The organism is Xenorhabdus littoralis (genome assembly GCF_033949345.1).
GTDB classification, from domain to species: Bacteria; Pseudomonadota; Gammaproteobacteria; order Enterobacterales; family Enterobacteriaceae; genus Xenorhabdus; species Xenorhabdus littoralis.
Genome location: NZ_VCDP01000079.1, coordinates 1 through 22472, shown reverse-complemented (window position 1 = coordinate 22472; position 22472 = coordinate 1). Strand labels below are relative to the sequence as shown.

General features: G+C 38.3%; 14 protein-coding genes. 12 read left to right on the top strand and 2 right to left on the bottom strand.

Going from position 1 to position 22472, the window contains the following annotated elements:
* The 11 genes from FE394_RS16685 to FE394_RS16635 form a co-directional block, all read left to right on the top strand.
* Positions 1–1551: hypothetical protein (locus tag FE394_RS16685; protein ID WP_319927481.1), on the top strand; the 1551-nt coding region annotated here is incomplete at its 5' end.
* 262 nt (positions 1552–1813) lie between these two features.
* The gene (locus FE394_RS16680) at positions 1814–3430 is read left to right on the top strand and encodes a hypothetical protein (protein WP_319927480.1); all 1617 of its coding nucleotides are present in this window, start codon (positions 1814–1816) and stop codon (positions 3428–3430) included.
* A gap of 487 nt (positions 3431–3917) precedes the next feature.
* Positions 3918–5543, top strand: coding sequence for a hypothetical protein (locus FE394_RS16675; RefSeq protein WP_319927479.1), 1626 nt, complete (start codon positions 3918–3920; stop codon positions 5541–5543).
* A gap of 519 nt (positions 5544–6062) precedes the next feature.
* The gene (locus tag FE394_RS16670) at positions 6063–7688 is read left to right on the top strand and encodes a hypothetical protein (RefSeq protein ID WP_319927478.1); all 1626 of its coding nucleotides are present in this window, start codon (positions 6063–6065) and stop codon (positions 7686–7688) included.
* 253 nt (positions 7689–7941) lie between these two features.
* Positions 7942–9174: a hypothetical protein gene (locus FE394_RS16665; RefSeq protein WP_319927477.1), complete on the top strand. Its 1233-nt coding sequence runs from the start codon at positions 7942–7944 to the stop codon at positions 9172–9174.
* Between the two features lie 102 nt (positions 9175–9276).
* Positions 9277–10860 carry a hypothetical protein gene (locus FE394_RS16660; protein ID WP_319927476.1) on the top strand — a complete coding sequence of 528 codons (1584 nt, stop codon included), beginning with the start codon at positions 9277–9279 and terminating at the stop codon, positions 10858–10860.
* A 154-nt stretch (positions 10861–11014) separates the two neighbouring features.
* Positions 11015–12808 (top strand): RCC1 domain-containing protein, encoded by a 1794-nt coding sequence (locus FE394_RS16655; protein WP_319927475.1) that lies wholly within the window; start codon positions 11015–11017, stop codon positions 12806–12808.
* A 471-nt stretch (positions 12809–13279) separates the two neighbouring features.
* Positions 13280–14689 carry a glutamate--ammonia ligase gene (gene glnA, locus FE394_RS16650; RefSeq protein ID WP_319927474.1) on the top strand — a complete coding sequence of 470 codons (1410 nt, stop codon included), beginning with the start codon at positions 13280–13282 and terminating at the stop codon, positions 14687–14689.
* 234 nt (positions 14690–14923) lie between these two features.
* Positions 14924–15973: a nitrogen regulation protein NR(II) gene (glnL, locus tag FE394_RS16645; RefSeq protein ID WP_319927473.1), complete on the top strand. Its 1050-nt coding sequence runs from the start codon at positions 14924–14926 to the stop codon at positions 15971–15973.
* A 27-nt stretch (positions 15974–16000) separates the two neighbouring features.
* Positions 16001–17437, top strand: coding sequence for a nitrogen regulation protein NR(I) (glnG, locus tag FE394_RS16640; protein ID WP_319927482.1), 1437 nt, complete (start codon positions 16001–16003; stop codon positions 17435–17437).
* A gap of 385 nt (positions 17438–17822) precedes the next feature.
* Positions 17823–18419 (top strand): hypothetical protein, encoded by a 597-nt coding sequence (locus tag FE394_RS16635; RefSeq protein ID WP_319927472.1) that lies wholly within the window; start codon positions 17823–17825, stop codon positions 18417–18419.
* A 275-nt stretch (positions 18420–18694) separates the two neighbouring features.
* Here FE394_RS16635 and hemN read toward each other — a convergent pair whose 3' ends face one another.
* Together hemN and yihI are read right to left on the bottom strand one after the other, a co-directional pair.
* A complete protein-coding gene (gene hemN, locus FE394_RS16630) occupies positions 18695–20068 on the bottom strand; it encodes an oxygen-independent coproporphyrinogen III oxidase (RefSeq protein ID WP_319927471.1) in 1374 nt (457 codons plus the stop codon).
* 214 nt (positions 20069–20282) lie between these two features.
* Positions 20283–20825 (bottom strand): Der GTPase-activating protein YihI, encoded by a 543-nt coding sequence (gene yihI, locus FE394_RS16625; protein ID WP_319927470.1) that lies wholly within the window; start codon positions 20823–20825, stop codon positions 20283–20285.
* Positions 20826–20972: 147 nt separating this feature from the next.
* Here yihI and FE394_RS16620 point away from each other — a divergent pair, with 147 nt between their 5' ends.
* Positions 20973–22442, top strand: a complete 1470-nt coding sequence (locus tag FE394_RS16620) for a glycosyltransferase family 39 protein (RefSeq protein WP_319927469.1) — start codon at positions 20973–20975, stop codon at positions 22440–22442.
* The last annotated feature ends 30 nt before the right edge of the window (positions 22443–22472 follow it).

Here is a 22472-nt window from a genome sequence, read left to right as displayed (position 1 = left end):
CCTCTTGAACTTTCTTATATAACTAAAAGCCCTCTGACCGATCCACCTAATATTACATTTTCAAAAGTGAAAAATCTGACTATATACGATGAAAATAATGGAAATCTAATTACCACCACACCCGTTCAGATGACCAAAAATTCGATTGGCAGTGATTACATATATAAATTATCTGTTTATTTAATTACAGAGAGTGTAGGTGTAAAAGATAAAGATTCCATTACATATACAATAATAGAAGATAAAACTAGCACTAAAATAAGTCAGATAGCGACAGTAAGAACTATTAACCTCCAATCATTACGGCTTACCATTGACACCTCTTTTTTAGAATCACCCAGTTCACCAAATATTCCCCCAAGTGGGAGTTTGTCAACATCAGTCACTACCACACTACAAGGTGACAGCGGTCCAATACAGTCAGGATATATTTTTATAGTAGATAAATATATACAAGAAAAATTGCAGGCGGTTAATGTTTATGATGACAAAGCTTCTACAACTCTACTTCCACTACAAACTATTGACCCATATCAGGGAATATTGATCCGTTCTGATGATACAGGCAAAGTCTCTTTTAAAATTTATCCACAAAAGACGGTTTCAATTGCACTTGATTTAAGTGCCATGATCTCCGGGGTTACTCCACCAATAGCTACTGACACTCCGATTTTTATCATTAACCTAGATGATATTCCTCCTTTTAAAAAAATACTTCCGCCTAACATTGCTGGATATTCAACACCTTTAACATCTGATGGATTAAACAATTTTCAAGTTGCTGTGGAGCATTATAAAAATGCATCTTCAGGCGACTATATATTATTTTTCACAAAAATTACGGGCGATAAGAAGAAAGTTTATAGCGAACATTTTTTTAGGGTAAAGAATGCTAATCTAGAGCTTGGTTCAGCTAATTACCATTACCCATTGCCTTATGGCATGTTTAAAGTAGGTGTTCCGACTGAATTCTCTTATATGGGTGTATATGAATCGGGCGTGGGGGCAAAAGTCTCCCTGCCACTAGATGTTACTTATAAGGGAACAGGAACAAATGAACCTTCAAACAGAGTAAAACGGGATTATGATTATTGTACCGTTTATACGAGTACTTATCTCGATCCGAACGACCGGCATATTCTCGGTCAAGGTGTTCCCTTTGGCATTGAGGCGATAAAAGCCTATCCAAGTAATACATACCACCCAAATACAGGGTTATTTGTTGTCGTGCCAGGCTCTAGTGCCTCAAAAACACAAGTACCACCAGGTTATGAAGTCACAGTCACGATTTATGTAGCATCAGAAAATAAAAATTTCTCAAAAAGTCTGAAAACAAAAATTATGCCAGATCCAATGATAGTTATTAATCAAGGTATAGAAAACTCATTCTTATGGTTTAATGTTCCATATGAAGATATTGTTAATATTTTACCTTATATTGGAGAAGGGGGAGGCCCGGGGACTATTCACATTGATTATTCCTTTATTAAGGATGGCAATCCCCAATATGGAAAAGTTTGGTATGGATATATTGATACAAGGCCAGAATAATCATCCATATTAATGGATTATGTTTAAATAGGTTGTAATTGTCTGTTGAAATTAATTAATTTATATAAATTTCTTTAATGAAAATATACTTATAGATAATGACCTTATAATACGTGAAGAGAATTAGTCGACCAATATCATTAATGTATATTCTCCATAATAATAAAAATATATTATAGAGTGACTAATTCTCTTATAAAAGATTCATTAATGGCAATGAAAGAAACAATATAAATAACAATAAGTTACACAAGGTGATAAAATGATTACTATAAATTATGATAAACTTACGACATCATTACCCGATAATATAAGCCTTATCATCGGGCAAATGATTCCTCTTGAACTTTCTTATATAACTCAAAGTACTCTAGTCACTCCACCTAACATTACATTTTCAGGTATGACAAATCTGACTATATACGATGAAAATAGTGGAAATCCAATTACCACCACACCCGTTCCGATGACCAAAAATTCGATTGGCAGTGATTACATATACACATTATCTGTTTTTTTAGTTGTGCAAAATAAGGATAATACTTCCAAGATAAAGGATAAAGATAATATTACATATACTATTACCTCTGATCAAAATATCGATAAATTAACCAGGAAAGCGATAGCAAGAACTATTCAAAATCAGTCATTACTTCTTACCATTGATACTCCCTTTTTAGAATCACCCAGTACACCAAATCTTCCTCCATATGGGACATTATCAACATCAGTCACTACCACATTACAAGGTGACAGTGGCCCAATAAGGTCAGGATATATTTTTATAGTAGATAAATATATACAAGAAAAATTGCAGGTGGTTAATGTTTATGATGACAACGCTCCTAAAACACCACTTCCACTACAAGCTATTGCTCCATATCAGGGAATATTGGTTCGTTCTGATGATAAAGGCAAAGTCTCTTTTAAAATTTATCCACAAAAAACGCTTTCAACTGTGCTTGATTTAGCTGCTATGATTCCTAGTGTGACTTCTCCAATAGCAGCTAATTCTCCTCTTTTTATTATTAACCTAGAACCTGTTTCCTATTTGAAAAGTATACTTCCGCCTAATATTGGGCAAGATTCAACCCCTCTAACATCTGATGGGCTCAGCCATTTTACAGTTGCCGTGGAACATTATAAAGATGCATCTGCAGGCGACTATATATTATTTTTCAAGAAAACGGCAAAGGATACAAAGAAAGTTTATAGCAAGCATTATTTTAGGGTGAAAAACCCGAATCTAGAGCTGGGTTTAATCAATTACTATTACTCATTGCCTTATGGCATGTTTAAAATAGATGTTCCGACTGAATTCTCTTATATGGCTGTGTATGAATCGGGCGCGGGGGCAAAAGTATCCCAATCACTAGATGTAACCTATGTGGGAACAGGGACAAATAAACCCTCAGACAGGGTAAAACGGGATTATGATTATTGTACCGTTTATACGAGTACTTATCTCGACCCGACCGATCAGCATATTCTACCTCAAGGGGTTCCCTTTGGTGTTGAGGCGATAAAAGCCTACCCAAGTAATAAATATCACCCAAATACAGGGTTGTTTGTTGTCGTGCCAGGCTCTAGTATTTCAGCAACACAAGTGCCACCGGGTTCTGAAGTCACGCTCACGTTCTATGTAGAATCAGAAAATAAAAATTTCTCACAAAATCTGCCAACACAAACCATGCCGGCAGCAGGTACAAATGGAAGTGCATTATTAGTGTTTCATATTAAATATGAAGATATTATTGATATTGAACCTTATGATTCAGGAGGAGCAGGAACTTTTTCCATTGATTATTCCTTTATTAAGGATGGAAACCCTCAATACGGAAAAATTTGGAGCACACCTGTTGATTCAAGGCCAGAATAATCACCTATATTGATGGATAAAGTTTCAAAATATTTAAATTTTGTTGAAAGAAAATTATTTAGCTGAAAATATTTAATGGATAAGAAATTTAAATTTTCAAATATTTTTAAATAAAAAGACTACAGGAAAAGCTTATAAACATGAAGGGAATCAGTCTACTCATAATATAATCGTATATTTTTATAGCAAGTAAGATACGTTTAAAATTGACTGATTCTCTTATAAATAACCATATATGATAGTAAAAAGTTAATATAGGTAACGGTAAATTCACATTTTTAATTACCAAATTAAATAATTTTTATGATATGAAAATTTAGGAAAGGTGCATTATCACAGTGTGATAATATCTAAATTCAGTATAAAAGTATATTTTTGCCATAAAACCCCATGTTAAAATAAATATTTTTTACAATATTTAATATTAAAAAACAACATTATTAATTAATCTTGGATTCACATAATAATTTATACAAGAGGTGATAAAATGAATAATACCGTTTATAATAAAATTACCGTATCATTACCCGATAATATAAGTCTTATCATCGGGCAAGTCATCCCGCTTGAACTTTCTTATATAAATCCGGATGCTTTACTAACTGCACCAAATATTACATTTTCAGGTCTGACAAACATTACGATATCTACAACTCATGGAGATCCAATTACCACACCCGTTCCGATGACAAAAAGTTTGAGTGGTAATGATCACATATACACATTGTGTGTTTATTTAATTGTGCAAAATAAAGATAACAACCCCAAAATAAAAGATAAAGATACAATTACATATACCATTACCTCTGATCAAAATAGCGATATATTAACCAGACAAGCGACTGCAAGGACTATTCACAATCAGTCATTACTGCTTACCATTGATACCCCCTTTTTAGAATCACCCAGTTCACCAAACCTTCCCCCAAATGGAACATTGTCAACATCAGTCACTACCACACTACAAGGTGACAGTGGTCCGATAAAATCAGGATATATTTTTATAGTCGATAAATTTCTACAAAAAAAATTACAGGCCATTAATATTTATGATGACAAAAATCCTATCACTCAACTTCCACTGCAATCCATTGGCGAAAATCAGGGAATATTACTCAGTTCTGATGATAAAGGCAAAGTTTCTTTTAAAATTTATCCACAAAAGACGGTTTCAACTGTGCTTGATTTAAGCTCTATGATCTCTGGAGTCACTGACCCAATAATTGCTGATACCCCGATTTTTATTATTAACCTAGAGCCTGTTCCCTATCTCAAAACTATACCTAGACCTAATATTGGAGGGTATTCAATACCTTTAACATCTGATGGATTAAACAATTTTAGAGTTGCCATAGATCATTATGAGAATGCAGATTCAGGCGACTATATATTATTTTTCACTCAAACGACAAAGAATAATAAGAAGGTTTACAGTGAACATTTTTTTAGAGTAAAAGATGCCAAGATAGATCTTGGTTTAGGAAATTTCCATTATGTATTGCCTTATGGCATGTTTGAAGTAGGTGTTCCAACTAAATTCTCTTATATGGCCGTATATGAATTGGGCGTGGGAGCAAAAGTCTCTCAGCCATTAGAAGTCACTTATGAAGGAACAGGAACAAATGAACCCTCAAACAGGGTAAAACGGAATTATGATTATTGCACCGTTTATACGAGTACTTATCTCGATCCAGGCGACCGGCATATTTTAGGTCAAGGAGTTCCCTTTGGTATTGAGGCCATCAAACTCTACCAAAGTAATAAAAATAATCATCCAAATACAGGGTTGTTTGTTGTCGTACCAGGCTCTAGCACCTCAAAAACACAAGTACCACCGGGTTCTCAAGTCACAGTCACGTTCTATGTAGAATCAGAAAATAAAAATTTCTCAAAAAGTCTGCCAACAAAAACCATGCCAAATACAGGTTCAGGTCCTAATAACGACCCATTATTATACTTTAATATTCCCTACGGTGATATTGTTAATGTTTTACCCTATATTGGTGAAGGAGGAGGTCCTGGGACTCTTTCCGTTGATTATTCCTTTATTAAGGATGGAAATCCTCAATATGGAAAAGTTTGGTATGGGTACATTGATACAAGACCAGAATAATATAACTATATTAATGGATTATGTTCAAATAGGTTTCACTTTAGGTTGAAATTAAATTACTCAGATAAGTTCATTCATGGGTAAAAGTTTATATTTTCAAATATATTAGAATAAAAATAAGATTATAAAACTTGAAGGGAATCATATCACTGATAGCACCAATATACATACATTTTTCATAACAAGTTAAATATGTATTTTATTAGTTAATTATATTATTGTCTTAATGATAGTGAAATGAGGTTTTTATTAAATTAAAGGATTGAATATTATAAAGCAAACATCAATAAAAAATCCATACATATAATTAAATGACCAATACATTGTATAAATAATTTACAGTAATACTTAACCACTCATTTGCGGATTAATAATATTACAATTAATTATATTTACCCTGGTGATATAAAAAACCTATCAAGTGATAAAAAACTTTCATTAGATTTTACTTTTAATAAAATATAACATTGAAATAAAAATAACCCTACCAAATAGTAACAATTTATATAAGGTAATAAAATGACCGCTATTAATTATAATAAAATTACGACATCATTACCCGATAATATAAGTCTTATCATCGGGCAGGTCATCCCGCTTGAACTTTCTTATATCACCCAAAGTGCTCTCGTCACTCTGCCTAACATTACATTTTCAGGTGTGGAAAATCTGACTATATACGATACAAATAGCGGAGATCCAATTACCACGTCCGTTCCAATGACCAAAAATTCTAGTGACAATGATTACATATACACATTGTCTGTTTTTTTAATTGTGAAAAATAAAGACAGTAATACAAAAGTAAATGATAATGATCCTGTTACATATACGATAACAGAAGATTACACTCACGAGCAAATAACGTATACAGCGACAGCTAGGACAATCAGCAACGAATCACTAGCTCTCCACATTGAAAAACCATATTTAGAGTCTCCTGATGCAGAAAACTTTCCTCCCAATGGAAAATTATCTACATCAGTCAATACAGTGCTAAAAGGCGACAGTGGGATAATACCTTCAGCATATATTTTAATAACAGAAGTACATTTAGCAAAAAAATTGCAGGCAGTTAATATTTATGATGACAAAGATCCGACAACTAAACTTCTACTACAAGTCATTGGCCCAGATCAGGGAGTATTGGTAAGTTCTGATGATACAGGAAAAATCTCTTTTAAAATTTTTCCACAACAGACACTTTCAACTGTTCTTAATTTGGGAGCTATAATCTCTGGAGTCACTCCGCCAATAGCGGCTAATTCGCCTCTTTTTATTATTAATCCCAAACCTGTTAATCCTCTTGACACTATAAATTGGCCTAATATTTTAGGATATTTCAGCCCTCCTTTAAGATCAGATGGGGGTACTAATTTTACTGTTGCCGTAGAACATTATCACAAAGCAGCACCAGGTGATTACTTATTATTTTTCACTAAGAGAGATAATATAGATAAAAATAAAATTTTTAGTGGCCATTATTTTAATATAAAAAATCCAGATGAAGAACTAGGTTTAAGTAACTATTCCTTCTCATTACCTTATAATATGTTTCATTTAAATACCCCTACTGAGTTTTCCTATATGGCCATCTATGAATCTGGTGTGGCTGCAAAAGTCTCTCAGTCACTACCAGTAACTTATGCGGGCGGCGCAATATACAAGCCATCAGATAAAGTAAAACGGGATTATGACCCCTGTATAGTTTATACCAGCCTTTATCTCAGTCCTGAAGTTGAAACACACTATATACCTCAAGTCACTACTATTAGTTATGATAGTATAAAAAATTATCTATTTAACACTGCTCGTCCAAATACTGGGTTATTTGTTGTCATTTTAGGTTCTAATGATTCAAAAACAAATGTACCATTAGGTTCTAAAGTCACATTGACTGTATATGTCGAATCAGAAAATAAAAACTTCGAATATAGCCCTAAACCACAAAAAATACCAACAACATTAGATAATGATGGGTATGCAAAGGCAGTTTTTCATATTGATTATGATATTCTTGTTAATGTTAAAGACTATCCTAATGGAGGATCTGGAAACATCTGGTTTGACTATGAAGTTTCTATAGAAAAAGAAATAAAATATGGGAAGGTTTGGACAGGGTACATTAGTACAGTACCGGAATAACATAATTATAAATGTGGAATGTAAGTGTATTTTTTATAAAACTCATCTTACCTACAAGAAATCAGGATATAATTTTGCGTTTTTTATTATCATTATAGATGATGATTAAATAATATTTTAAATATCGTGAATAATTTCCTTGCTCTCTACAACTAAGGAAGCGAGGAATCATCATCTGAATGCATCTCTATTGTGGAACAGTTATCTAATTATATTATAAACTAAATTAATTTTTTAATTAAGAGGAAAGAACATGGACATAAGCAATGTAGATAAAATATATGAAGAATCATTAAAATTAAACATTGAATCACCATTCTTATCATTTTCCACTGATCCACAGAATAAAAACAATAAAATATTTACTAAAGTCACTGCGACAGTTAAAAATACGAATGGTGTCCCTATTCCAAAATTACGTGTATTCATATTTTCTGCATTAAAAAATAATCTAGAAAAAGTTAAGATTTATGATAGAGATAATACAACAGAAATTAATTTACATCAGCAAGATGGACATGAAGGTTTTTTTGTAGATACGGATAGTCAAGGAAATATATTGTTCTTTATTCATCCTTTTTCATCATTACCTATCATTCTTCATTTATACTCACTGGTCATTGATTCTACAAATATAGTTGCTGCAAATGATATCCTATACGTTGTTGATAATACACTGGAGAATATGGATATCGAATTTGATCAACCAGAGATCATTAATTTTTGGGGAGGTGATTTCAAATCAAATGGAGAATATAATTTCTTCGTTAAAATAGAAAAAAACCCTGTTGTTAAAAATGGAGACTCCATATTATTTTTTGCTAATGATAAATACATCAGACGTTCTATTCAGGTTGATAACAATAATTTAGGTAGTTATTCAATTGCTTTACCTTATGCTATATTTGAAGAAAATGTACATTCAAAATTTTATTATGTTGTTATCAGAAATTCAGGTGACATAATATCAGCTAAATCCTCTTATATGGATTTAGTTTATAAAGGAAAACCCAATCAACCCTGGGATGGCGCTAACAGAGCATATGAAACCTGTGAGATATATTCCAGTGGTCACGTCCTTATAGAACAACATGATGTTATTAATGATGGGTATCTAGCTGAACATGCAAGTAACCCACATAACGAAGGTTTATTTATTAAAATTAAAGGCACCAATGATCCTAATGATACAAATAAAGTACCTTTTGGATCTTCAATAACATTAAATTTATATATTCAATCGAGCAACAAAAATTTCACACAAACTTTTTCTGGTTTAATGCCAACACACCCAGATGAAATAGGAGGAGATACTGCAACACTGTTCATCGGAATAGATAATAATTATTTGAAAGGGGTTTTTGGATACACAAATGGTGATGATGGTAAAATTGCTTTTGACTATCAAATAGGAAATGATGCTGATATAGATGTTATCTATGGCGGGGTGTGGAATGGATATATAAGCACAGAACCCTTTGCATGATAATTAAAATTATTTGAATATAGTTTTAATTTTAACAAATAAAAAATAAAAGGGTTTATATAATTAAACCATTTTGATAATAAAAATTAAGGAGGTTTTCTAATGAGTAATATAATTTCATTTCCACCTACTGGATCGAATGTTATTATCGGGCAACAGCTAATCCTTAATGTAATTTTAACATCCGATAATGAAATACCTTCTGATACAACTGTTTATATTCAACCTAATCATGGCATTGAATTATTAAACTCAATACCCGATATTACTCTTTTTGACAATGGGAAAAAAGGGATGTTCGTCATTGAGTTACTGGTATCGTCAGATATCAATAGTGGTGATGTTGCCAGTTTTCAAATAGTTCCATCATCCAGTTCAGGTAGCTTTCCTACTCTGAATATAGAATATAATGTTAGGACATTGGATCACAATTCACTGAGGCTAGAATTTGATCGAACCACGTTGGATGTTCCTACTGGTTCAAATATTCCTCCTAATGGAAAATCATTTACTCTTGTACATACAATTATTAAAGACGAAAATAAAAATTTCATTCCCAACTTTGCTGTGACTATAAGTACAAATGAAGATCGAAAATTGGAAAAAATTAATTTGTATCAGTCCGATCAGCTTAACCCTGTGGAAATTCAACCTGCATCCAATCCTAATGCTGATAATTCAATATATTTATTATCAAATGAAAGAGGGAAATTATCTTTCTATGTCTACTCAAAAAAAGACGAAACTTTAGTTTTAAACTTTAATTCTCAAGTTTATGGTGTTACTGGTGCAATACCTTCATCTAATACGTTGATTATTAGTAATAGTGATCCTAATGTCTCACAACATAAATTACCCAATCCACAAATTGAAGGTTTTCATGGTGGGCAGTTAAATAACGAAGGAAATACACTTTTTAATACACTAATACCCTGGTATGAGGGTGCAAGAAATAGCGATTCTATCGAATTTTATGTTAATGGCGTTATGAAAATTCCCTATCCACTTGTAAGTACAGATAAATTAGGGAAATATGAAATACAATTGCCTTATTATATTTTCCCTGTAGGGGAGGTTGCTAATTTTTACTATAAAGTCGTTCAGCCTTCCAGCGCGAACTCTTTAATATCCGATCCTTTGGAGTTAACATATACTGGAGAATCTTATCCTGCTCCAACTTATTATGATAAATGTGTTGTTTATTCTAGCTTTGGTGTTGATGATTCTAACATCATAGATGATTTTGATAATACAGATTGTGTTGATATCGAAATGAATAATATTGTCACTTGCAGAAATATGTCTAATTATATTAATAATCAAGATGATGCAGGGTTGTTTGTTAAAATTACAGGAACTAATGATCCCAATGATAAAACCAAACCTTCGTTAGGAGCAAAAATAAGGTTACACTTACAAATTTCGGCAAGGTATAGAAATGTTGATAAATATCTATATGGAAATATACCTTTAATTCCAGATTCTAATGGAACAACCGCTGATGCAATAATAAATATTCCTTATAAGCATTTGACCGGGTGTTCTGAATATGAAAATTGTCATACTGGGTTAATTGTCTTGACATATTATATAGATAATGATGATAAGAATTCCCAGGCTAAACCTTGGAAAGGCAGAATTTCTACCGCTGTTGCAGGAACATATCCTCCTGATTGTTTATCGTGATTTAAAAAAACCATGTAAATAGAGATATATTTATATTCTGAATGTTCTTTAAGGAGATTATGGTAATAGATAAAATTATCTTTTGTTATAAAAAAACAAAGTTATTAATCAAGAATATTGCATTTTAATTAATTTCTATTAGAGGAAAATAACCATGTCCAATACATCTTTACCTAAACCGACTCTACCTCAAGCTAAACAAGGTATTATAAATAAAGCTGAAATAGGCGATACAGTTAAAATATACGTCCCAAAATACTATGGTATTGCTGACAAGGACGAGATTAAACTTACATTTGGTTCCATTTCTATTCCGATTTTTAGCGTCAAAAATCCAGACGGGTTATCTGATCCATTTTTGATTGCCGAAGTGGGCAAATCAGACATTCCAGATGGTATTTATGGGCTGTATTATACCGTTCAACATTTTACCAATTTTACTTCTAACCAATCAGAAGTCGCAATTATAACATTTGTTGATAAAGGAACAGTGACTCCACCAACCAGTAACGACAAATCCTTTATCCTCATGGGTGCTCGTTCTACCCTTTATACTTCGGCCAATGCCCTCTATGGACCACAGCGCATTACTGCATGGGATAAGAAAACCATGGAACCCGTTGAAGTAACTTGGAAATATGAAGGGAATCCAAAAGTTAACATGTCTTGGCAATCTTTTACCGGCTCATCCTTTTTAGATAATGCACCCGACTTACCACTCACAGCGACGTTGGGGCAACATTCAATCACACTCAATCCAATCAATATTTTTAGTAATGGGGGTACATCAGATAGTGACTACACTCTGACGCCTGTTCCTGGTCAACCAGACGGTACTCCTGCTCGCTTTAGATCCAGTTTTGCTGCGTTAGCCAATAATGGTGATCTCTATGCCTGGGGAGGTATATTTCCAGCAGGAGGAGGCCGGTTGCTTGGTTCTAATGTGAAAAAAGTTGCAGCAGGCGCGTACGGTTATATCGCCTTGAAAAATGATGGTTCACTATCCGCTTGGAAAATACCGAACGACATCGATTTCGAAATAGCACCCGAATCTTCTGAGTATGTTGATGTTGCCGCAGGTGGGACGAATTTCATTGCTCTACAATCTGACGGAACCGTCAATATTTGGGGCTTTGGGATTCCTCCTATTCGGACAAATTTGGGACCAGCTGATAAGACTATCCTTGTCGGAAATGATGATGCTGTCTTTGGCTTCAATACTCAAACGACAACGTCATGTTGGATAAGGAATAGCGGAGCATATATGGGTGGGGGCTGGATTAATTATACATATGGCATTGATTATCAGTATCCTCGTGCGATTGTACCCACAAGGCTTGGTTTTATATTCCTGCATGAAAATGGCAACGGGGAGCTTTTATTACCTGAGATAAGCACGGATCCTAATAATAGGAGCTACATTCCCCATTCAGTATACCCAGGAGATTTCGTACAAGTTGTCTGTCCCGTGGATTGGGATGGATTTAATCCGGTGACAGGAACAGGTATCGTCTTCTTAGATAAGAGCGGAGTAGTCACTGTTTACAGCCACCACTCATCTAACCAGCTCCCTTATCCTGGCAGCCCCATTGTGGATATAGCAAGTAATAAGAATACTTACGTTATGATAGATGGAACTGGCGTTAGCGCAGGCGGAAGAGACCCCTATCCCAGCTCATTAAGTAATATCGTTCAAGTCACTAGCTCAGCGGCGGCATACGCTTCACTAGGCAAAGATGGTTCAGTCACAACCTGGGGAGATGATATGTATGGCGGCTGGGGTTCTAATCCCAGAGATGTTCAAAAAGCTATATATGCCACAGGAAAAGCATTTGTAGGTCTGACTGATGACGATAGACTTATACTTTGGGGAGACGCTTCGGGAGGAGGTGTTGATCCCTTTATAACCTCAGCTCTTGACGGAAAGATTTCCTATTATAGAAAATAAAACAGTGTCAGTATTATGATCACTGATTTACGCTGAACTACCTGGCGCAATCAACGTAAGTACTATTTCTGAGTAAGTACTATTTCTGAATAAGTACTATTTCTGAATAGAACATATGTTATGTATGGAAGTTATTTTCGGGAATGGGAAAATCTGATTGCGCCTTATTTATAATAAATACTCCTGCTCGCTGCGTTATATGGCACCATAATGGTGCGGTCGTGTTTTTAAAATGCACTAAATTAGTGCGTTTATTTTAAACAGCGCCTCTGAATCGTTCGTTTTTTGCCCCCTAAAAACTCCACTCACTGATATTAAAGGTTTTTTAAAAGTTGGCACACTTTTCGCATTCTTCTTCACAATAGCAATTTCATAAAAATTGATCGTACAGAGATACGCAGTCATCCTTAGATAGAACCGCAACTTTTTTGCCCCGTTTTATTAAGCTGACTCAAACCAGGAGAAATCAGTATGTCCGTTGAACATGTTTTGTCCATGATTGAAGAACATCAGGTGAAGTTTATTGACTTACGCTTTACTGATACCAAAGGTAAAGAGCAACATATCACCATCCCTGCCCATCAAATTGATGAAGATTTCTTCGAAGATGGAAAAATGTTTGACGGTTCATCTATTGGTGGCTGGAAAGGAATTAATGAATCCGACATGGTATTAATGCCTGATTCAAGCACCGCAATGCTTGATCCTTTCTTTCATGATGCCACGCTCATCCTGCGCTGCGATATTCTGGAACCCGGTACAATGCAAGGTTATGACCGCGACCCTCGTTCCATTGCAAAACGCGCAGAAGATTATCTGCGGGCAAGCGATATCGCAGATACGGTCTTATTTGGGCCAGAGCCTGAGTTCTTCCTGTTCGATGATATCCGTTTCGGCAGTTCCATCTCTGGTTCCTATTACCATATTGATGATACAGAAGCTGCCTGGAACAGCGGTACACGCTATGAAAACGGTAACAAAGGCCATCGTCCCGGCGTCAAAGGAGGGTATTTCCCTGTCCCTCCGGTAGATTCGTCTCAAGACCTGCGTTCAGCCATATGTCTGACAATGGAAAAAATGGGATTAGTGGTTGAAGCCCACCATCATGAAGTTGCCACTGCCGGACAAAATGAAGTTGCTACCCGTTTCAATACCATGACTAAAAAAGCGGATGAGACTCAGATTTATAAGTATGTTGTGCATAATGTTGCCCATAAATATGGCAAAACTGCCACATTTATGCCAAAACCGTTAGTGGGTGATAACGGCTCCGGGATGCATTGCCATATGTCTTTGTCCAAAAATGGCACTAACTTGTTTGCGGGTGATAAGTACGGCGGTCTGTCCGAGATGGCGCTGTATTATATCGGCGGTATCATCAAGCATGCCCGCGCGTTGAATGCCTTCACTAACCCAACAACGAACTCGTACAAGCGTCTCGTGCCCGGCTTTGAAGCACCCGTGATGCTGGCTTACTCCGCCCGTAACCGCTCTGCTTCAATCCGTATCCCGGTTGTGGCCAGCACGAAAGCCCGCCGTATCGAAGTGCGTTTCCCTGATCCGGCGGCAAACCCTTATCTGGCGTTTTCTGCTCTGTTGATGGCAGGCCTTGATGGCATTATCAATAAAATCCATCCGGGTGATGCCATGGATAAAAATCTGTATGACCTGCCTGCGGAAGAAGCACAGGAGATCCCAACTGTATCTTCTTCTCTGGAAGAAGCCTTGGCTGCACTGGATGCAGACCGTGAATTCCTGACACGCGGCGGGGTTTTCACTGATGATTCCATTGATGCTTATGCCAACCTATTGAAAGGCGAAATTGAACGTGTCCGCATGACTCCGCATCCTCTGGAGTTTGAGCTGTATTACAGCGTGTAATGCCTTATTGATTAAACACCTAATGTTATTACTGTTGTCCCTTTTTTGTTGCCGTGAAAATTTGGCCCATCTTCGGATGGGCTCTTTTCTCGTCACTATGAGTACAGCGATGGGGGATGCCATCCGTGATAACACCATCAGATGATATAAATGGAAATAACGAATATTGAGCAGAAGGCTACATCGAATTAGACTTAAATAGGCTAAAATGCACCAAAAAAGTGCAGGAATTGAATGACAATGGTTGATTTGCCCAAAGCAGAACAAATTCTCGATTCACTGATAAACAGTGTATTCGTGCTGGATAATGATTTGATTATTCGTTACGCCAATCATTCCGCCATGCAGCTTCTGGCGCAAAGCACACATAAGTTATTCGGTACACCTCTTCCGATTCTGTTTAGTTATATCTCAATGGATACAGGGTTGATGCGTTCCAGTTTGATCAATGGTCATGGCTTTACCGATAACGAAGTCATACTGGTGATCAATAATCACTCTCATGTGATGTCGCTCAGTGCCCAACCAATTTCCGAACAGTTTATCTTGCTGGAAATGGCGACTATGGACAGTCAACGCCGTTTAAACCAAGAGCAGGTTCAACAAGCACAGCAAGCGGCTGCGCGGGAATTGGTTCGGGGGCTAGCACATGAAATTAAAAATCCCCTCGGCGGTTTGAGGGGAGCCGCACAATTGCTTGCCAAAGCACTGCCTGATCCATCCTTACGGGAGTATACCCAAGTCATTATCGAACAAGCGGACAGACTTCGCTCGCTTGTTGATCGATTACTGGGGCCACAGCATCCGGGAACCCAAACCCGCCAGAGCATTCACCATGTTGCCGAACGGGTTTATCAATTAGTCTCTCTGGAAATGCCCACGAATGTCACGTTGATTAAAGATTATGATCCCAGTTTGCCTGAACTGGCTCATTATCCTGACCAAATTGAACAGGTATTGCTGAATATCACCCGTAATGCCCTGCAAGCACTGGGCAAAAAAGGGGGCACGATCACCCTGAGAACGCGAACAGCATTTCAGGTTACCTTACAAGGTAAACGCTATCGTCTGGCTGCCAGAATTGATATTGAAGACAACGGGCCGGGTATTCCTACCCATATTCAGGATATGCTTTTTTACCCTATGGTCAGCGGGCATGAAGGCGGGACTGGACTTGGGCTATCCATAGCCCGTAATCTTATTGACCAGCATGCTGGAAAAATCGAATTCACCAGTTGGCCGGGACATACGGAATTCTCCATTTACCTGCCTATCAAGCAATAACAGACCAAAAAGTGGAGGATGACAATGATGCAACGAGGAAAAGTCTGGATCGTTGATGATGACAGTTCTATACGCTGGGTGCTTGAACGGGCGCTGCGTGGTGCAGGAATTGAGTGCACCAGTTTTGAAAATGCCGATGCTGTATTGATTGCACTATTACAGGATAATCCTGAAGTTATTCTGTCAGACATCCGCATGCCCGGCGTGGACGGGTTGAGCCTCCTCAACCAGATAAAACAAAGCCATCCACAGCTTCCGGTCATCATTATGACCGCCCATTCTGATCTGGATGCGGCGGTCAGTGCCTACCAACACGGGGCGTTTGATTATTTACCCAAACCTTTCGATATTGATGAAACTGTTGCATTGGTTGAGCGGGCTCTGAGCCACTATCGCGAACAACATCAATCTTCCGCCAATCCACAAATCGCAGCATCAGTGTCAGACATGATCGGGGAAGCGCCGGCCATGCAGGAGGTCTACCGGATTATCGGCCGGCTTTCACGTTCCTCCATCAGTGTGCTAATCAATGGGGAATCCGGCACGGGTAAAGAGCTGGTTGCCCACGCCCTGCATCGTCACAGCCCACGAGCTTCAGCACCGTTTATCGCGCTGAATATGGCTGCCATCCCGAAAGATCTGATTGAGTCTGAATTATTTGGTCATGAGAAAGGCGCGTTTACGGGTGCCAATCAAGTGCGCCACGGGCGTTTTGAACAGGCCAATGGCGGCTCGCTGTTTTTAGATGAGATCGGAGATATGCCTCTGGATATCCAGACCCGTTTACTGCGTGTGCTGGCTGAAGGGCAGTTTTATCGGGTCGGCGGCTATGCACCGGTGAAGGTTGATGTACGCATTATTGCAGCTACCCACCAAAACCTTGAACGACGGGTCACTGAAGGCAAGTTTCGGGAAGATCTCTACCATCGCCTGAATGTTATTCGTGTTCAGCTCCCCCCGTTGCGGGACAGGGTTGAAGATATTCCTCGTCTGGCGCACCATTTTCTGCAACAAACCGCCAAGGAGCTGGGAGTTGAAGCGAAGGTGCTGCATCCTGATACTGAACTTGCCCTTACTCGCTTGCCGTGGTCGGGCAATGTCCGCCAGTTGGAAAACGTCTGCCGTTGGCTGACGGTAATGGCTGCCAGCAAAGAAGTGCTGGTGCAAGATCTTCCCGCTGATTTGATTGGAAGCCAAGCACCAGAGCAAGCAGAAAACATTCTTCCGTCTCTCTCTACTTCTGCCTCATATGAAAATTGGTCGGAGTTGCTGGCAGAATGGGCACAACATGCTTTAAAAGAGGGAAAAACCGATTTACTTTCTGATGCTCTGCCATTATTGGAGCGCACCCTGCTTAATTGTGCACTGAAATATACCCATGGACATAAACAGGAAGCCGCCCGCTTGCTCGGCTGGGGCAGGAATACAATCACGCGGAAATTGAAGGAATTGGGGTTGGAGTAAATATATTTAAAAAACAAATAAACACAGAGGGTTTCATGATAAAAAACCTATGGCATCTTATTTATCATTATTCCCCTCTTTATATCATATGGATACTTTTCAGTATGGTTTCCGTCCACACAAAAAATAATAAGTCCTGATATTATTTACTTACTTGTTTTTTGATTTATTACTATCCCGGAAATTATATTTTCATGATAATAATGAAATAATTTAATTATTATTAATGAATATTTAAATAAATCACGCCATTATTATTACAATAACAAGTTACAGAATTAATTTACTCTTTCAACTTTAATAAAAAAATAAAAAATACAAAAAGTTTGAATATGGAAATAAAATTATTTATAGTCAAAAGTAAAAAATGAAAGGGAACTATGAATTGATCCACAAAACATACAGGTGGAATGAACAGGTCTACCATAATAGAACTTATACTCATCCGGAAACAAAAGAATTATTTGACCTTTCCCATATGTCACCGAAGACTATAAACATTAAATATGAATATCGTGATAACTTTAAGAATAAGATAAAAGGTGAATTATATGTAAGGGTTATATTTAGTCATCATTGTTATACCAAAGCCATAAAAGACACTGAGAATAACACTATTTTAATCACCGAATATGAAAATGAAGTGATAAAAGAACATCGAACTTTCGATAAAATCAGATACAAATATACTTTCAGACTATTAGAGATAATAGTAAATATATCATATAAAATATGTAGAGAAAGCCGATTAAAAGGAAAGGTAATTAGATTAGAAGAAAAATACAAAAGCAATCCCCAAAAATGGATTTATATCATCATGAAGCTAAAGGTCAAAAATGAAAATTTATTTTTATATGTTGAAACAGCACATCACAGAAGCAATGAGCCTCTTAATGCTCAATTAAAAAAGGAATCACGGAGATTTATGTTGATATTAGGTGATATTCTGAAAAATGACTGGAATTATTTGATTAAACCCTAGATATGTTAAAGCCCAACTGATAGCTGGGCTTTAACATACTAAACAAACCGCTGCACCTCTTCACAAATTGCTTTGCTATCCCAAGTGACTGTCAGGTTAAAGGTTAACCCCGTCGAGGGACCAATTAATCTTGGTGGCATACCAGCACTACGTCAGTGAAAATCTCCGCCAGTGAACATCTTCAGAAAAACCCACTGTTCGTCGTTGCAGCTCATGCTGAATACTGCTTAATTCTAGTACAATGCGACAACATTCTCAACCCTGCCCTCTGATATTCATATCACCCGCGAAAACTGCCGCTGCCGCATCTGACTACGTAAGTAGCTATCAAAGCACATACAAATATTACGGATCAGCAAACGCCCTTTCGGGGATACCTGAATCTGCGATTCTGTGACTTCCACCAATCCATCTTCTGCCAATGGCGCTAATAATTTCAGGTCTTCAGCAAAGTAATCAGCGAAGTTGAGTGCATAGCGCTGTTCAATATCCGCAAAGTTCAGTCGGAAGTTACAGATCAAATCTTTGATGACATCACGACGAATGCAGTCATCCTGCGTCAGTACCAAGCCACGCCATAACGCATGGCCTTGCGCTTCCACCGCCGCATAGTAGGTTTTCAGGTCTTTCTGGTTCTGCGCATAACTGTCGCCCAACATACTGATGGCCGAGATGCCCATGCCAAGTAAATCGCATTCTCCCTGTGTGGTGTATCCTTGAAAATTGCGATGCAGAATACCTTCCCGCTGAGCGACCGCCAGCTCATCATCAGGTCGGGCAAAGTGATCCATCCCGATAAACTGATAGTCATTACCTGTCAGGGTCGAAATCGTTGCCTGCAAAATATCCAGTTTCTGTGTTGAACTGGGTAAGTCTTGCTCTTTGATCTTACGCTGCGCCGCAAATAAGTCCGGCAAATGCGCATAGTTGAATACACTCAGACGATCAGGCGACAGTGCCAGTACACGCTGCAATGTAAAAGCAAAGCTCTCAGGTGTCTGCTTCGGCAAGCCATAAATCAGGTCAATGCTGGTGGATGTGAAGCCTGTTTCGCGAGCGCGATTGACCAGTTCAAAAATAAACTCTTCATCCTGCTCACGATTGACCAAACGCTGGACATCTTTATTGAAATCCTGCACTCCCATACTCAGGCGGTTAAAACCTTCATGACGCAGGTGGTCAATGACATCGAGTTCAATCTCGCGGGGATCAATTTCAATAGAAAGCTCAGCATCGGGCAAAAAATGGAAGTGACTACGCAGCATTGATATCAATCGACTGATCTGTGCTTTATCCAGATACGTTGGTGTCCCCCCGCCCCAATGCATCTGGCTGATTTTCCGCCGGGAAAACAGGTTGGCTCGGGCAATAATCTCTTTTTCCAGCACATTGAGATATTCATCCGCCTTGTGCTTTTGACGAGTGACCAGCTTATTGCAGCTGCAGAAATAACACAGTTTATGGCAGAACGGGATGTGGATATAAAGGGAAAGCGGGCGATCAGGATAACGGGCAGCAGCCTGTTTAAAGGCATCAGCATCGTATTGCTGATTGAATTCCAATGCTGTCGGATATGAAGTATAACGAGGCCCTGAATAGTTGTATTTCTGGATCAAAGGCAGATCCCAAACAATGGCTTGCTCTGACATGCTTATTCCTTCCGCTGTTTTCGCCCACCAAAACACAAATTTTTCATGGAGTTGAAATATTGTGCCCCGATGATTCTGCGCAACCGACGTTTACGTCGCAATAGCAGCCATAGTTTACCCAATAACCACAATAAATAACACATTAACATTGTGGTTATCAGGATGAACCCGCCTTATCCGTTAGGTATAGAATCACAATTTATTGATGCAGGAATTACTTACCTTTCAGCAATTGCATGATATCTTCCTTCTTTTCCTCTTCCTCAGAGTCTTCTTCTTCCAGATTGACACCCAGCTCTTCCATCAGAGTATCAATGCGGTCGAGCATGTGATCGACATAATCATTGTCTTCCTGAGATAGTTTTTCGCCCTGCTCAAGACGTGCCAGCAAGTCATCCAAACGTTCATCACCTTCCAGCATTGCCAGCTCTTCCTGCGGTGACAAAAGAGGTTTCTGTTTCTCCACAACAGGTTTAATTGCTGGTTTTGCAACCGCAACTTTTTCATCGACGATCAGAGGAACCGGAACTTTACTGCCAATACGCGGATCAGTTTTCTGCTCAGTACCGGAAGATTTTTTCTTGCTGTCATCACCGTGACTGCGACTGCCAGTAGGATTACCACGCTGTTTTTTCTGACGTTTACGATCACGTCCTTCTGCATTCAGCTCAGCGCGACTTTTTCTTTTTTGCTTACCAGCAGTTCTGTGCTTACCAGCAGAAGGCTTCGCTGGTGATTTTTTCTTTAACGGGCTCATAGCTTGTGACTCAACTCGCTTTTATCAAGATATTTTCGGCGGAATCTAACAGAAACGCCCTATAACATCCAATGTCATTCACTTATGGTTTAAAGTTCGGCTAATATTCTAGATAACTTTAACTCAAATAATTGATCATTAATCATCATGCGCTTTTTTGATACTTCTTCTTATCGCATGCCATTGTGTCTTTGGATCACTGGTTATGCTGTTTTATGGGTAATAGCAAGCTACTCTCTCGATCCCACCGTTCCTTATGATGCCGTAGAAGCTTTGAACTGGGGCATCAATGGAGAATGGGGATCGCCCAAAAATCCGTGGTTAGTAGGCGCTATAATGCTCCCTGCGATCCATATCAGCAATATCTCTCTCAGTTTTTATTGGTATTTCACCCACTTTGTTGCCATCGCCCTCGGTATGCTCGGTGTCTGGCAACTGGCGTTCCGCCTGACGGGCAAAGTCACATTGGCATGGCTTGCCATGTTAACGCTGAACCTCTCCGGCATCATTAATTTTGATATCATTCCTTATAATGATAATTACCTTTTAGTCATGCTCTGGCCGTGGGCTCTACTGTTTTTTCTGCGCGCCATTGACGATAACCCTAAATGGTGGCTGGCATTCGCACTCACAACCGGGCTGGCAACGATGGGGAAATACTCTTCACTTTCCATCATCGGTTCCGTCTTTTTGCTCTCGCTGTTCGTACCCAAAGTGCGCCGCAATTATCGGGAGCCACTGTTTTATCTCGCCATTATCATCTGGTTCGCACTGGTTTTGCCAAATCTATGGTGGCTGGTGCATAACGACTTTGTTGCGTTTAAGTGGGTCGATTCCCAAATTCAGAAAGGATTTAATCTGCATACCACTCGTGCAGTACTTTCCGTGTTCTACCCGCTGATTATCGTCAGCGTGATTATTTATCTTCTGGGCGGACGGATTGGCTGGCCTAAACAACAATCCAATGTGTTGGTCAATATCATTATCTTATTGCCTCTGCTGATTATTTACGGCTGGTTTTCATTTAATCAGGGCGGACGCATGACTGAGTGGGTACAGCCTTTTATGACGGTTGCACCCGCCCTGCTGGTAGGCTCAATCACGGTATATCCCCGCAAATCTCTGCAAGGTACATTGCGGGGTTTAACCGTGTTCGGTGTATTGGTTCTGATCGGCTATACCAGCGTGATGATGGCGAATGTCCGTGATGCCGGGCAAAAATTTGTCGGTATCAAAACGTTTACCAGTCAACTTGATCAACGCTGGAATGAACTTTATCCGACACCTTTGCGTTATGTCGGCGGCGAATACCTGCATCAATGGTTGACGTTCTATAGCCACTATCGCCCAGAAACGATACAACCCTGGGAATTAAGTAATGATGCACCACCGAATATCTACAACCGCCATATTAAAGAGAGCGATATTGTGGAATCTGGTGTATTGCTGGTGGGAGAGCGAGACAAAAGCTGTGAAGAGGAAGATTTCCGCCAGACGCTTCAGGAATGGCTGGCATTGATGATTAGCCATAAGGAAGAATTCTCCTTTCAGGCCCAACCAAGTGCTGCACTACAAACGGTCTGTGTTGGCTTTGTAGCACCAGAAAACGTCCAGTGATCAACTAGCCATTCAATCAGAACCACCCGC

What these genes read in the sequence shown, in the direction of transcription:
- FE394_RS16675 (WP_319927479.1), top strand. Translation starts at nt 3,918, where the DNA reads ATGAATAATACCGTTTATAATAAAATTACCGTATCATTACCCGATAAT.
- glnG (WP_319927482.1), top strand. Translation starts at nt 16,001, where the DNA reads ATGCAACGAGGAAAAGTCTGGATCGTTGATGATGACAGTTCTATACGC.
- FE394_RS16655 (WP_319927475.1), top strand. Translation starts at nt 11,015, where the DNA reads ATGTCCAATACATCTTTACCTAAACCGACTCTACCTCAAGCTAAACAA.
- FE394_RS16620 (WP_319927469.1), top strand. Translation starts at nt 20,973, where the DNA reads ATGCGCTTTTTTGATACTTCTTCTTATCGCATGCCATTGTGTCTTTGG.
- glnL (WP_319927473.1), top strand. Translation starts at nt 14,924, where the DNA reads ATGACAATGGTTGATTTGCCCAAAGCAGAACAAATTCTCGATTCACTG.
- FE394_RS16670 (WP_319927478.1), top strand. Translation starts at nt 6,063, where the DNA reads ATGACCGCTATTAATTATAATAAAATTACGACATCATTACCCGATAAT.
- FE394_RS16660 (WP_319927476.1), top strand. Translation starts at nt 9,277, where the DNA reads ATGAGTAATATAATTTCATTTCCACCTACTGGATCGAATGTTATTATC.
- hemN (WP_319927471.1), bottom strand. Translation starts at nt 20,068, where the DNA reads ATGTCAGAGCAAGCCATTGTTTGGGATCTGCCTTTGATCCAGAAATAC.
- FE394_RS16665 (WP_319927477.1), top strand. Translation starts at nt 7,942, where the DNA reads ATGGACATAAGCAATGTAGATAAAATATATGAAGAATCATTAAAATTA.
- glnA (WP_319927474.1), top strand. Translation starts at nt 13,280, where the DNA reads ATGTCCGTTGAACATGTTTTGTCCATGATTGAAGAACATCAGGTGAAG.
- yihI (WP_319927470.1), bottom strand. Translation starts at nt 20,825, where the DNA reads ATGAGCCCGTTAAAGAAAAAATCACCAGCGAAGCCTTCTGCTGGTAAG.
- FE394_RS16680 (WP_319927480.1), top strand. Translation starts at nt 1,814, where the DNA reads ATGATTACTATAAATTATGATAAACTTACGACATCATTACCCGATAAT.